This window comes from Pedobacter fastidiosus, assembly GCF_014306625.1.
GTDB lineage: Bacteria > Bacteroidota > Bacteroidia > Sphingobacteriales > Sphingobacteriaceae > Pedobacter > Pedobacter fastidiosus.
This window is the reverse complement of sequence record NZ_JACRYL010000005.1, coordinates 121,655-135,561: the sequence shown is the minus strand read 5'-3', so window position 1 is coordinate 135,561 and position 13,907 is coordinate 121,655. Positions and strand designations below refer to the sequence as shown.

The following is a 13,907-nucleotide window of genomic DNA, read 5'->3' as shown; positions in this document are numbered from 1 at the left end:
AAAATTTGCTAAATCTATTTATAATCTCGATTTTTACTAAAATTTTTATCATTATGGAAATTGCCTCTATTGTTCTTTTGGTTGTTGTTTTAATTTTTTTAGTGCTCTTATTTATCAAAAAACCGCAATCATCAATTAATTTATTATCTATTGAAGATTTCGAGAAAACAAAAGCCGAAAACGAAACATTAAAAATTAATCTGGCAAAAGCAGATGAACGGGCAAATGGGTTATCGCTAGAAAAAGAACACATTACGGTTTTACTAAAGCAAGAACAACAACGCTTAATAGAAGAGTTACAAGCCGAGCGTGATCGCCTAGCGGATGCAAATCGAGAATTGGAAAGTACGCGTTCTTTTTACATCGCCGAAAAGGAAAAACTCGCAGAGCAAAAGATAAGTTATGAGCAATCTCAGGAAAAATTGAATAAAGATTTCGAGCTGATTGCCAATAAAATTTTAGAAGAGAAATCGAGCAGATTTGTGGAGCAGAATAGAACAAATTTAGATCTGATTTTGAATCCGTTAAAAGAAAATATCAAGGCTTTTGAAGAGAAAGTAGAGAAGGTTTATAAAGCCGAATCGGATGAACGAAATATTTTAAAGGGTGTTATTTCTGAGTTGCAGATCCAAAGCAAACTGATTCAAGAAGATGCCAATAACTTAACGAGAGCACTAAAAGGCGACAATAAAAAGCAGGGAAATTGGGGAGAGGTTATTTTGGAAAAAGTTTTGGAGCGATCGGGTTTGGTTCGGGATCAGGAGTATCGCATTCAAGCCTCGCATACATCCGCCGAAGGCGGTCGGTATCAACCCGATGTGGTAATTGATTTGCCAGATGATAAACATCTTGTTGTTGACGCTAAGGTGAGTTTGGTCGCTTATGAACGATCTGTGTCTGCCGAAACAGAAGAAGAGCGTGAAGGCTATGTAAAAGCGCATCTGGCGTCGATTAAGAATCACATTCAAGAGCTTTCCTCAAAAAATTATCAAGATTTATATAAAATCAATTCCCCAGATTTTGTTTTGTTGTTTGTTCCAATAGAATCGTCTTTCAGTATTGCTGTTCAAAAAGATGCTGAGCTTTTCAATTTCGCATGGGATAGGCGAGTGGTTATTGTAAGTCCATCGACGTTGTTGGCTACACTACGCACCATTGCCAGCATGTGGAAACAGGAGAGGCAAAATAGAAATGTAATGGAAATTGCCCGATTAAGCGGTGCCATGTACGATAAGTTTGTTGGTTTCGTGGCCGACATGGAAAATATCGGCAAGCACATAAAAAATGGGCAGGATGCTTACGATAAGGCTATTAATAAGTTATCAGTTGGTTATGGTAATTTAACAAATACTTCGGAGAAGATTAAGAAATTGGGCGCAAAAACAACAAAACAGATTGATTTGAAGTATTTGGATGAAGAGTAGATTAAAAAATAGTCACTGCGAGGCACGAAGAAATCTCTAACCTAGATGAAGTATCTTGGTTCTGCATTTCATCGCTTGCAGATTCTTCGCAAACTCAGAATGACAGTTTATTATGTTTCGGTTGGTGAGACACCAACCGATAGAATAGGGATAACGATTCACAAAATCGTCATTGCGAGAGAGCTTTTTCAGCCCGTCGAAGCAATCTTACTCCGCTCGCTATTGAAATTCAAAAGCTTTAAGATTGCTTCGTGCCTCGCAATGACGATCGTGCTAAAAATTATTATTCTTACTTATTAAAAGCATTCCAGCCCTGCGCTTTCAATTCATGGACTTTCTCTGATTTTGAAATCATTTTGCAACCCGAATTTTTATCCGTAACGTGCCCAATAACTGTAATGTCTACATCATGTTTCAGCTTTTTATAATCTTCTTGACTAATCGTAAATAACAGTTCATAATCTTCGCCACCACTTAAAGCGCAAACGGTAGGGTCTAAACCAAGCTCACGAGCGGTTTCATAAGTCATCGGATCTAATGGAATTTTCTCTTCGTAAATCGTAATTCCTACATTTGATTGTTCTGCCAAATGCAAAATTTCGGAAGCTAAACCATCAGAAACATCAATCATAGAGGTTGGTTTAATATTCATATCTTCCAAAAGCGCCACAACATCCATACGTGCTTCTGGCTTCAATTGTCTTTCGATGATGTAATCCTTTCCTTCCAAATCTGGCTGAATCTGTGGGTTTTCAAGATAAATTTGTTTCTCTCTTTCTAGAATTTGTAACCCTAAATATGCGCCACCCAAATCGCCAGAAACACAAAGCAAATCATTTTCTTGCGCACCATTTCTATAGACAACTTTATCAGCATCCGCATAACCAATACTGGTAATACTGATGACCAAACCTTGTTTACTAGATGAAGTATCGCCACCAATTAAATCTATATTGTATTTGTTGCAGGCTAGTTCAATACCCTTATAAAGTTCTTCAACAGCTTCTAAAGGGAATTTACTAGATAAGCCTAGCGAAACTGTAATCTGGCTTGCTTTGCCATTCATGGCATAAATATCACTTAAATTAACTTGTACTGCTTTGTAACCTAAATGCATCAAGGGCACATAGGCTAAATCAAAATGGATTCCTTCCAACAATAAATCTGTAGAAACTAAAGTTTGTTTTCCTTTGCTATCTAAAACGGCAGCATCATCTCCAACTCCTTTTACTGAATAATCATTTTTGATTTTAAAATTTGTGGTTAGGTGTTTGATCAAACCAAATTCACCTAACTCATTAATATCTGTACGCTCTTTATTTTCAAACATATATCTTAAACCCTAATGGGCCTTTAAATTTAATTATTATTCTATTTAAAATTTTTCACGACGTCATTTCAACCGTAGTGGAGAAATCTTTGAAACTTAGTACAAAGATTTCGCTACGCTTCAGTCGAAATGACGGATGATTAGGATCACAAACCCTTACTTTCCATCCAATTTTTACCTTCTGTAAACCTTGCAATCAGCATCGCTGCAACATTATCACCAGTTGCATTTAACAAAGTTGCCATGGGATCAACCAAAGTACCAATAATCATCGCTGGCGGTAAAGCTTCTGGTGGTAATTGGTAGGCAGAAATCATTAACAATTCTCCAATATAACCACCATTTGGAATTCCACCTTCTACAATACTCACCAAAACAGTGATTCCCAATGCTAAAATGATGGTATCTACGTGAACTAAATCTTTGCCAAAAATAGCAAAAACAACAGCTATTTTGATAATGGAACTAATACTAGATCCATCTTTATGTAAGGTAGCACCCAATGGAATAGTCACATTTGTAATGTACGCAGGAACGCCCATTTTTGTAGCTCCATCTAAATTTGCTGGGATAGTTGCAATGCTACTACAAGTTCCAATAGAGGTTAACGACGGAATAATGTTGTTTTTCCAAAACACTTTTATGGCTTTAAATCCACCGGCAACAAACGCGTATAAAGTAAAAAATACGATGAAATAAAATGCTCCAACTCCGTAATATAAACCTAAAGCTTTCGCATAAGTGCCGAAAAGCTGTGGTCCGAAAACACCAACTTGGTAAGCAAAATAGGCACCCAAACCAATCGGTCCTAACTTCATTATCAAAATGATGAGTTTTTTCATCACTTCATTACCAGAAACCAAGAAAGTTTTAAAACCATCACCTTCTTTGCCAGAATATAAAGTTGAAAAACCAACCAAAACTGAAAAGATAATTAGCGCCAGCATATTCTTTCGACTTCCAATTTCGAAGAATTCTCCAACAGTTAAAAGCTGGGTCATTTGTTCTCCAAAAGATTGAATTTTGGTCTCTTCTAACGGAATTGGGTTGTTTCCTAAAGCTTGATGTATTGGAAAAAGCCAAGTAGCAACCAAGGTTAGTACCGCAGAAATTATGACGGTTGATAGAAAAACCAAAACCATTACAGTAAGCAGTTTTCCTAGTTTTTTACTTCTATCTATATTCGCAATAGCCGATGAAACAGCAAAAAATACCAATGGGATTACCGCTGTAAACAACAGGTTTAAAAATATATCTCCAAGTGGTTTTATACTTTCAACACTTTTCCCAAAAATTAAGCCTACAATACTTCCAACAGTAATTCCTGCTAGAAGCCACAATAAGCCCGAATAATTTTTAAGGATGTTGTTTTTCATTGTTCTTTATCATTTCGTCATTGCGAGGCACGAAGCAATCTATTTGCGAGATAGAGATTGCTTCGTGCCTCGCAATGACGACTTTTTACAACCCCAATTCTGCTGAAATATCCAACATTCTTTGAATCGGTTTACGTGCCAAATCTATAATATGTTCTGGTACAGTTACTTCTGGTAAACCATTTTTTAAACATAAATATAGTTTTTCTAAAGTATTTCTCTTCATATACGGACAATCGTTACAAGCACAACTGTTATTTGGCGGTGCCGGAATAAAAGTTTTTGTAGGATTTGCCTTTTCCATCTGGTGAATAATTCCACTTTCGGTAGCAACAATAAATTCTGTAGCTGGATTGGTAATCGTATATTTTAAAAGGCCGGTGGTTGATCCTATGTAATCAGCCATTTTTAAAACCACCTCTTCACATTCTGGGTGCGCAATAAATTTTGCTTGCGGGTGACGTTCCTTCAACTTCGTAATTTTCTCCTGAGAAAAAATTTCATGCACCATACACGCACCATTCCAAAGCACTAAATCTCTCCCTGTTTTTTTGGCTACGTAAGCACCCAAATTACGATCTGGACCAAAGATAATTTTTTGATCTTTTGGTAAACTTTCTACAATCTGAACGGCATTTGTCGAGGTACAAACGATGTCACTCATCGCCTTCAATTCAGCTGTACAATTCACGTAAGTAATCACCAAATGATCGGGATATTTCTCTTTGAATTTCTTGAATAAATGTGGCGGACAGCTGTCGGCAAGCGAACAACCTGCCTTAACATCGGGCAATAAAACCTTTTTAGATGGCGATAAAATTTTTGCAGTTTCTGCCATGAAATGCACTCCAGCAAAAACAATTACATCAGCATCCGTTTTTGCAGCTTCTTGAGAAAGCCCTAAACTATCACCAATATAATCCGCTATATCCTGTATATCAGGCTCTTGGTAATAATGAGCTAGGATAATCGCATTCTTTTCTTTCTTTAATTTCTCAATCTCAACAAAAAGGTCGAGAGTTGGATCTATCTCCTCCTCCACAAATCCCTTTTTATTAATTTCTTCTAAGATGTCGATGTTCATTACTAATTTTCCTTTTTTGAATTTTGACGTTGACCAAAGATAAAGCTTTCCACGTCTCAATAATTAATAAGTATTTTAATTTAAATAAATCTTGTTTGTTTATTAGTGTGTTGGTAACGTTGGTAAGTTTATAAAAAAAGTGATGTTATGTAAGTTGTTAATTGTTTACTAACATTAAGATTACATTTTTATAACATGATAGGATTGATATTCAGCACTATCGAAAAACGCTTTAAATTTTATCAATATTGGAATGTTAATTGTTTGTAAGTAGGTAAAAAGTTAATTACTTAGGCAAAGGTGCTTAAAAATTGGGTAAAAGATTGTGGCAAATTGTCTTTTTAGAGTAGCTTTAAACATTCAAATTTATTTGTTAGTATAATTTAGACATAGAGTTAACACTTATTACATAGTTGTTAATATCGTTGATAATTAAAGGTTTTAATTGATGAGAAAAGTAGATTTTCTGGTAATAGGTTCAGGTATAGCGGGTTTGAGTTTCGCACTTAAGGCGGCCAAGTTTGGAAAGGTTTTAATTGTGACGAAATCCAACGAGGATGAATCCAATACAAAATACGCTCAAGGTGGGGTTGCAGTTGTTGTAGATAAAGGCGATTCCTTTGAGAAACATATTCAAGATACACTGATTGCTGGTGATGGTTTGTGTGATGAAAAAATTGTGGAAATCGTTGTAAAAGAGGGACCTCAGCGTATTCAAGAGATCATTGACTATGGTATAAATTTCGATAAAGACAATTCTGGTTTTTACGATTTAGCTAAGGAAGGTGGTCACTCCGAACACCGTGTTTTGCACTATAAAGACATCACCGGATACGAGATTGAGCGTGTACTTTTAAAGGAAATTCATGAGAATCCAAACATAGAGATATTAACACATTACTTCGCACTCGAGTTAATTACTCAGCATCACCTTGGTGAGTTTGTTGATAAACGTACTGAAGATATCAACTGTTATGGGATATATGCCTTTAACACAGAGCTTAACGATGTGGAAAAGATTTTAGCAAGTGTAACTGTAATGGCTTCTGGAGGTGCCGGACATGTCTATTCTGCCACAACAAATCCAGTTATTGCAACAGGCGATGGGATGGCAATGGTTTACCGTGCAAAAGGAAAAGTGAGGAATATGGAATTTATTCAGTTCCATCCAACAGCTTTATACCATCCTGGTGAGTACCCTTCTTTCCTAATTTCTGAAGCAGTTCGGGGTTTTGGCGGTGTACTTCGTCGTAAAAATGGCGAAGAATTTATGCAAGAATACGATGAAAGGAGATCTTTAGCTCCTCGTGATATTGTAGCCAGAGCAGTAGATAATGAAATGAAAAAATCTGGTGATGAGTTTGTTTATTTAGATATTACCATGCGTAAGAAAGCAGATATTTTAAAGCACTTCCCTAATATATATGCTAAATGTTTGTCTATTGGTATCGATATGACCAAAGATTTTATACCGGTTACGCCAGCTTCTCATTATATGTGTGGTGGAATTATGGTTGATGAATACGGTCGTTCATCCATAAAAAATTTATATGCTTGTGGCGAGGTTTCATCTACGGGTTTACATGGAGCAAATCGTTTGGCTTCCAATTCTTTACTAGAGGCTACCGTTTTTGCACATCGGATTTTTCAGGATGCAATAGAAAAATTTAAAAATAATATTATTCCAGAAAATATTCCAGAGTGGAACTCTCAGGGTGTTACGCAAAGTAATGAAGATGTATTAGTGACTCACAATCTTCGTGAATTGCAAAAGGTAATGGGTGATTATGTTGGGATTGTTCGTTCTGATTTTAGGTTGGAAAGGGCACATAGAAGATTGTTTTTAATCTACCAGGAAACAGAAGAATTCTACAAGAAAAATAAAGTATCAGTTAAACTTTGCGAATTAAGAAATGTAATTCAAACCGCTTATTTGGTGATTAAATCGGCCATGCAAAGAAAGGAAAGTAGGGGATTACACTTTACCACAGATTATCCAAACCATGCAGACAAATTAATTGATACTGTTTTTTAACCCCTAAATCCCCTAAAGGAGACTTTAATTTATAGTCCATTTTACATCTACCACCTTACATTTTAATTATGCCTTTAATACTACCTGTAAAAGATAAATATCCTCAAATTGGTAAAGAAAATTTCATCGCAGAGAACGCAACAATTGTTGGCGATGTTGTAATTGGCGATAAATGTTCCGTTTGGTTTAATGCGGTGATTAGAGGCGATGTAAATGCAATTACGATTGGTAATGAGTCGAATATTCAAGATGGTGCTGTGATTCATGCCACCTATCTAAAAGCTTCTACACATATTGGTAATCGGGTTTCAGTAGGGCACAATGCAATTGTTCATGGTTGTACTGTCCAAGATAATGTTTTGATAGGAATGGGTGCAATTGTTATGGATCATGCCGTAATTGAACAATATTGTATAATTGCTGCTGGCTCTGTGGTTTTAGAAAATACAATTTGCGAAACTGGCTTTCTTTACGCCGGCACGCCGGCAAAAAAAATAAAGCCCATTACTGATGAGCAAAGGGCTTTATTAGATAATTTACCAGATAATTATATCATGTATAGCGGGTGGTTTAACCCCCCGACCCCCTAAAAGGGGCTTTTGACTTTCCAGAGTTTAGGCCAATAGCCTTAAATATTGATGTTTAAAATTTTTTTACTTCTCTATTTCCACCTTGCTTTTAACTCCCCCTTTAGGGGGCTGGGGGGTTATTAATTCCTTCTTGGCGATTTCGGTGCTTCTCTCAAACCAGGAGTAGTATTGTTATTTGGAACTGGTTCTTTCTTTTGAAAAATACTGTTTTCCTGTATTAAAGGTGGAGTTAAAGGGATTGTCAATTGTTCTTCCCTTTCCCAATTTGCTCTTAATGACATTTCTTTTGATGCGTACCAGATTTTTTCAGGTTGAGTACCTAATTTTACATTCCCGGTATCCCAAATTCCATTTTTATTTTCATCATAGATTACCCTGATAAAATATTTTCCAGCAGGATAATTTGCAAAAATAATGGAGGTGTTTTTAGTGATTACTGATGACTTTATTGGTGCTTTTTTCTCATTAATAAATTCGACAATGTAACTTTTTGAAGTATCGGGAACTTCTACTTTTAAGGTTAAGGTTCCGTAACTGTCGGCGGTTTCCATTTTGAAAGTTTTGTTTACTTCCTTGTTTTTAGCATTGAAAATGGCTTTAAAAGTTCCGGCTCCAAGCTTTAAATCATACGTTCTTTTTTGCCTCCATGGATATTTAACATAATATTTTAGAAAATCTACGCTATCCTTTACCAATTCAAAATTTGTTCTTTTTACAGAATCTTCAAGCAGAGTTACTTTAGATGCATCTGCAGCTGTTATTGGAAATGGAAAAGTAAGCGTTAAAGTTTGAAATGGATTAAGTTTACCTCCAGAAAGATTATCTGTAAGTGTTAAATCTCTAGTATATGTATCTTTTTTAGCTCTTGTAAAGTTAACTGTTTGCAAAACTTTTCCCTGATCCTGTATGGCCAATTTTAAAGAGTCGAAACTCAAATCATTTACCCAAACCTTTGCGCTATCGTTAGTTTTATTAAAATGAACTCTTTTACCTACATCAGCTGCTGGCGGATCCATTACCGTTAATTTTGGATTTTTTAGTTGCTGATTGAATATAACAGAAATACTTCCATCACTATTAAGCTTTCTATCTACAACTCTAAATTCTGGAGCAAGCTCTTTAAATACCTGAAGATTTACATTATCCAAATTTTTATCGATTACGATCGGATCTTTCATAAAACCGATTTCATCTGAGCTCTGCTGATAAATTTTATCACTACCAGTTTCTTTTAGTGCATAGATCTTGTAGGAACCTTTTCTAAGATTATTCAACTTATAGTTTCCAGAACTATCGGTGAGTGTATAAATTGAAGGTCTTTTTTTTCCGAAAAGTGTATCACGTTCTAAAGGCAAAATAAATACCACTACATCTTTTTCTGTTTCACCAGTTAACGCACTTGAAACTCTTCCGCTTAAGGTAAGCGAATCAATTTCTGGGCCAGTAGAAAAAACGTATGATAAATTTTTAACCACGTTATTCTCATTTATATCTGCAATAGATTTTCCAAAGTTTAAAGTGTAAGTAGTGTTTTTCTCTAAAGAATCTTGCAAAGTGATTTCCAGTCTTTTTTGACGTTTCTTTAAAATTGGTGGTCTCTCCTGATCGGGAGAAATTGAGAATTCTTTAAATTCGTCATTGATATTAAAATATTCATCAAATTCAATTACAATTTTTTTAGTATTAAAATTTCTCGTTTGATTTTTTGGGAGCATACTCAAAACTTTCGGCGGCTTGGTATCTTTTGGCCCACCCTGTGGCGTTTGGATACTCGCACAACCAAAAAATAGGAGTAGTGCAAATACAACTATTAAATTTTTAAGGTTAAAATACTGAGCTTTTAAATTTGGCATATTTTAAGCGTTCTAACGAATTTTTAATGTTTTTGAAGACATAATATTAAAAAATATTTTTTTTCGATTATATGTCATTATTTTGAGTCACTATTTTTTATATTTAAATATCTGATTATCAGTTATTTAGTTATATGTACCATCAAAACTGAGATATCTGAAGGTGAAACTCCAGAAATCCTAGAAGCTTGTCCCAAAGTCCGAGGTTTTATCTTAAATAATTTTTCTCTTGCTTCTTTAGAGATTGAAATAATTTTATTGTAATCGAACTCAGGGTTAATTTCTTTGTCTTCCATCTTAAGCATTTTGGCTACAATCTCATTTTCCTTTTCGAAATAGCTTTCATACTTAATTTTAATCTCTGCTTGCTCTATCGTTTCATTGTCTAAATGTTCAGTTGCTTTTGCTAAGGGCTGACTCACTTTTATCAGATCTTTTAAACCTACGTGTGGTCTACCAATTAGGCTGTGAATTTTTACATTTTGATTCAGGGCACTCGAACCTAAACTTTCAAGCATTGGATTTGCATCAGCCATGTCAATACCTTGTGCCTTGGTAAATTTAACCAATTCATCAGCTTTTGCTATTTTCTGATTTACTTTTTCTAAACGCTCATCACTTATTAAACCAAGTTGGTGACCAAGAGGGGAGAGGCGAATATCTGCATTATCTTGTCTTAACAATAAACGGTGCTCTGCTCTAGATGTGAACATTCTATAAGGTTCTTCAGTTCCTTTGGTTACTAGATCATCAATTAAAACACCGATGTAACTTTCTGATCTTTTCATAATCAGCTCATGTTTATCGTTTATTTTTTGATGTGCATTTATACCCGCCATGAATCCTTGACAGGCGGCTTCTTCATAACCAGTGGTTCCGTTAATCTGTCCAGCTAGAAATAAATTATTGATTAACTTCGTTTCTAAAGTTAAAGACAATTGTGTAGGTGGGAAGAAATCATATTCTATAGCATAACCTGGCCTGAACATTTTGGCATTTTCAAAACCAGGTATTAAACGCAATGCTTTAAATTGAACATCTTCTGGAAGCGAAGTTGAAAAACCATTTACATAAATTTCACAAGTGTTCCAGCCTTCAGGTTCTACAAAAATTTGATGTCTATCTCGCTCTGCAAAACGATTAATTTTATCTTCAATTGAAGGGCAATACCTTGGGCCTAAACCTTTGATTCTACCGGTAAACATTGGAGATTTTTCAAAGCCTTCTTTCAACGTTTCATGTACAGCTACATTGGTATAAGTAATCCAGCAGCAACGTTGGTCCGTTGAAACCTCGGTATCTGAATAAGAAAATTTACCTGGATTCTTATCTCCCCATTGTTCCTCCATTTTAGAATAATCCAAGCTTCGCCCATCTACCCTAGGAGGGGTACCTGTTTTCATTCTGCCAGATTCCATGCCCAATTCTACCAATTGTTCGGTAATACCGGTAGATGCTCTTTCTGCTGTTCGGCCACCTCCAAACTTCTTTTCTCCAATATGCATCACGCCATTAAGAAAAGTGCCGTTAGTTAACACAACTGCTTTACTTTCTATTTCAATACCTAAAGAGGTTTTTACGCCATATACTGTATTATCTTTTACTAGCAAACCAACTACACTGTCTTGCCACATATCCAAGTTAGGCGTTTTTTCTAAAGCTAATCTCCATTCTTCAGCAAAGCGCATTCTATCTATTTGGGCACGTGGACTCCACATTGCCGGACCTTTAGATAGATTAAGCATTCTAAATTGAATAGTGGATTTATCTGAAATAATTCCAGAATAGCCACCCATAGCATCAACCTCGCGAACAATTTGCCCTTTCGCTACGCCACCCATTGCTGGGTTACAACTCATTTGAGCAATTGTGCCCATATTCATTGTGATCAGTAAAACAGATGATCCAAGATTGGCAGCGGCAGCAGCAGCTTCACAGCCTGCATGGCCTGCGCCAACAACAATCAAATCGTATTTTGAAAACATTTTATTTTATAATTCTTAATTGTTCCACGTGAAACAATTGGTTTGTTTTTAATTATGGAGATGCTGAAAATTAATTTGGCATTACAAATTTGAATATGTTCCACGTGAAACATAACGTGAAATTGTGCGTAGAATTGTTGCCTTTATTCAGACAGTTCTAACCAACGCATAGTATAATCATCAAGCTTTATCTTAAGTTTTTCAATCTCGTCTGATACCTCTTGAATTTTTACATAATCAATAGAATCAATTTTTATTAAGCTTTCAGTTAATTCTGCAATTTTATTCTCCGTATCTGCCATTCCCTTTTCGCTGTCATCTAATTCTTTCTGCTCCTTGAAACTCAGTTTTTTTACAGCTTTAATTGACGGTTGTTTAGTAATGGGAGCAGGAGCTTTTTTTGTTTCAACTTTGGCTTTTGGCTGATCCAAACTCAAACGATATTCAGAATAGTTACCATTATAAATTTTAACAACGCCTTCACCTTCCATAATAAATAACTGATCACTCATCTTATCAAGCAAGTATCTATCATGAGAAACCAGCATTAATATACCTGGGAAATTCTCCAAAAATTCTTCTAATACATTTAAAGTATCAATATCTAGATCGTTGGTCGGCTCATCTAAAATTAAGAAGTTTGGGTTCTGCATTAAAACTTTCATCAAGTTTAAACGTTTCTTTTCTCCACCACTTAACTTCTCTACCATACCATGTTGTTTCTTTGGTGGGAAGAGAAAAAGAGTTAATAAGGCAGAAGCCGTAATCACAGAACCATCAGCCATCTTGATATATTCGGCGTCAGATTTTACAATATCAATTACTCTTTCTTTTGGATCGAAGGTTAAACCACCTTGTTTGTAATAACCAAAAACGGTTGTCTCTCCTGTATCAACTTTACCAGCATCTGGCTTTAACTGACTCGTGATAATATTTAGTAAGGTAGATTTACCCGTACCGTTTTTACCCGCTAAGCCAATTCTGTCTCCTTTTTTAAACGTATAACTGAAATCATTTATAATTGGACGACCATCAAATGCTTTTGCAACATGCTCTATTTCAATAATCTTTCCACCTTGACGAGACATCTTCATTTGAAGTGTAACACTTTGATTATCAGACTTTTTCTTACTTATTTCTTCTAAATCGTAAAAAGCATTGATTCTGGCGTTAGACTTCGTTCCTCGAGCCTGTGGCATGCGCCTCATCCACTCTAATTCTTTCTTCAATAGCTGCTGATTCTTGTGCAAAACAGTAGCATCGAGCGCTTCTCTTTCCGATTTCTTTTCTAAGTAGTAAGCATAGTTTCCATTGTAATTGAAAATTTTGCCTCTATCTAATTCCACAATCGTATTACAAACGTTATCTAAAAAGTATCTATCGTGTGTAACCAAAAGGATTGTTTTTTGACCGGTAGTTAAAAGTTTTTCTAACCATTCAATTGTATCAATATCCAAATGATTGGTAGGCTCATCTAGCACTAAAATTTCAGGATCTTCAATTAACAGCTTAGCTAAGGCCAAACGTTTCTTTTGTCCACCAGAAAGCGTAGAGATTTTTTGTTGCAAATGAACTATACCCATTCTGTTCAAAATGGTTTTAATCTCATGTTCATATTCCCAAGCATTGTGCTCGCTTAATTCTTCATATAAACGGTTAAGCGTTTTCTCGTCTGGATTTGGGTCTTCAATTAATTCCTCGTATTCCTTAATCAGTTGTTGTTGTTTATTATCTAGCGAAAAAATGAAATCACTTATAGAATAACCTTCATTAAATTGAGGTTCCTGATCAAGAAAACCGATTTTAACGGCTTTGTTTTTTACAATCTTACCTTCGAGGGGAGGGAACCTTTCTGCCAATAATTTCAAAAGTGTACTCTTACCTGCGCCATTAATTCCAACCAACGCTACCCGCTGACCAGAGTTAATACCCAAAGTTAAATTCTTAAATAGCCATTCATCATGATAACCATGACCTAGGCCTTCTGCCGCAATTAGTGTGCTCAATTTTTTTGTATTTCGGATTTATAAAGGAAAATTAGTGCAAAAGTAAGTATAAAATATTTGGTGAGGTATATAGAAGTATCAAACCAGTTCAGTATCAATTAAAAATGGCAGAATATTGATTTTTTGAAGCAGAATTAACCATAGATAAAAGGTATGGGCAATGATAGGCGTTGTTGATTCATAGCTGTAGATATTTGTGCTTTGAATTGCTTTTATAAACGAAA

Annotated in this window: 9 protein-coding genes; 3 read left to right on the top strand and 6 right to left on the bottom strand. The window is 35.4% G+C overall.

Annotated elements, in window-relative coordinates; translation table 11 throughout:
• Nucleotides 1-53: 53 nt before the first annotated feature.
• Complete coding sequence (rmuC, locus tag H7U22_RS06970) at nucleotides 54-1,424, top strand: DNA recombination protein RmuC (RefSeq protein WP_187070633.1); 1,371 nt, start codon at nucleotides 54-56, stop codon at nucleotides 1,422-1,424.
• 289 nt (nucleotides 1,425-1,713) lie between these two features.
• Here rmuC and thiL read toward each other — a convergent pair whose 3' ends face one another.
• The 3 genes from thiL to nadA form a co-directional block, all read right to left on the bottom strand.
• The gene (gene thiL, locus H7U22_RS06965) at nucleotides 1,714-2,754 is read right to left on the bottom strand and encodes a thiamine-phosphate kinase (RefSeq protein ID WP_187070632.1); all 1,041 of its coding nucleotides are present in this window, start codon (nucleotides 2,752-2,754) and stop codon (nucleotides 1,714-1,716) included.
• 146 nt (nucleotides 2,755-2,900) lie between these two features.
• Nucleotides 2,901-4,130, bottom strand: coding sequence for a dicarboxylate/amino acid:cation symporter (locus H7U22_RS06960; protein ID WP_187070631.1), 1,230 nt, complete (start codon nucleotides 4,128-4,130; stop codon nucleotides 2,901-2,903).
• Between the two features lie 85 nt (nucleotides 4,131-4,215).
• The gene (nadA, locus tag H7U22_RS06955; RefSeq protein ID WP_187070630.1) at nucleotides 4,216-5,214 is read right to left on the bottom strand and encodes a quinolinate synthase NadA; all 999 of its coding nucleotides are present in this window, start codon (nucleotides 5,212-5,214) and stop codon (nucleotides 4,216-4,218) included.
• A gap of 448 nt (nucleotides 5,215-5,662) precedes the next feature.
• Between nadA and nadB the strand changes: the two genes are divergently transcribed.
• The gene (nadB, locus tag H7U22_RS06950; RefSeq protein ID WP_187070629.1) at nucleotides 5,663-7,249 is read left to right on the top strand and encodes an L-aspartate oxidase; all 1,587 of its coding nucleotides are present in this window, start codon (nucleotides 5,663-5,665) and stop codon (nucleotides 7,247-7,249) included.
• Nucleotides 7,250-7,317: 68 nt separating this feature from the next.
• Nucleotides 7,318-7,839 carry a gamma carbonic anhydrase family protein gene (locus H7U22_RS06945; protein ID WP_187070628.1) on the top strand — a complete coding sequence of 174 codons (522 nt, stop codon included), beginning with the start codon at nucleotides 7,318-7,320 and terminating at the stop codon, nucleotides 7,837-7,839.
• A gap of 119 nt (nucleotides 7,840-7,958) precedes the next feature.
• Here the strand turns inward: H7U22_RS06945 and H7U22_RS06940 are convergent, their stop codons facing one another.
• From H7U22_RS06940 to H7U22_RS06930, 3 genes are all read right to left on the bottom strand, one after another.
• The gene (locus H7U22_RS06940) at nucleotides 7,959-9,692 is read right to left on the bottom strand and encodes an Ig-like domain-containing protein (protein ID WP_187070627.1); all 1,734 of its coding nucleotides are present in this window, start codon (nucleotides 9,690-9,692) and stop codon (nucleotides 7,959-7,961) included.
• A 122-nt stretch (nucleotides 9,693-9,814) separates the two neighbouring features.
• On the bottom strand, nucleotides 9,815-11,677 hold the full coding sequence (mnmG, locus tag H7U22_RS06935; protein WP_187070626.1) for a tRNA uridine-5-carboxymethylaminomethyl(34) synthesis enzyme MnmG: 1,863 nt from the start codon (nucleotides 11,675-11,677) through the stop codon (nucleotides 9,815-9,817).
• Between the two features lie 143 nt (nucleotides 11,678-11,820).
• Nucleotides 11,821-13,683 carry an ABC-F family ATP-binding cassette domain-containing protein gene (locus H7U22_RS06930; RefSeq protein WP_187070625.1) on the bottom strand — a complete coding sequence of 621 codons (1,863 nt, stop codon included), beginning with the start codon at nucleotides 13,681-13,683 and terminating at the stop codon, nucleotides 11,821-11,823.
• Nucleotides 13,684-13,907 lie beyond the last annotated feature (224 nt).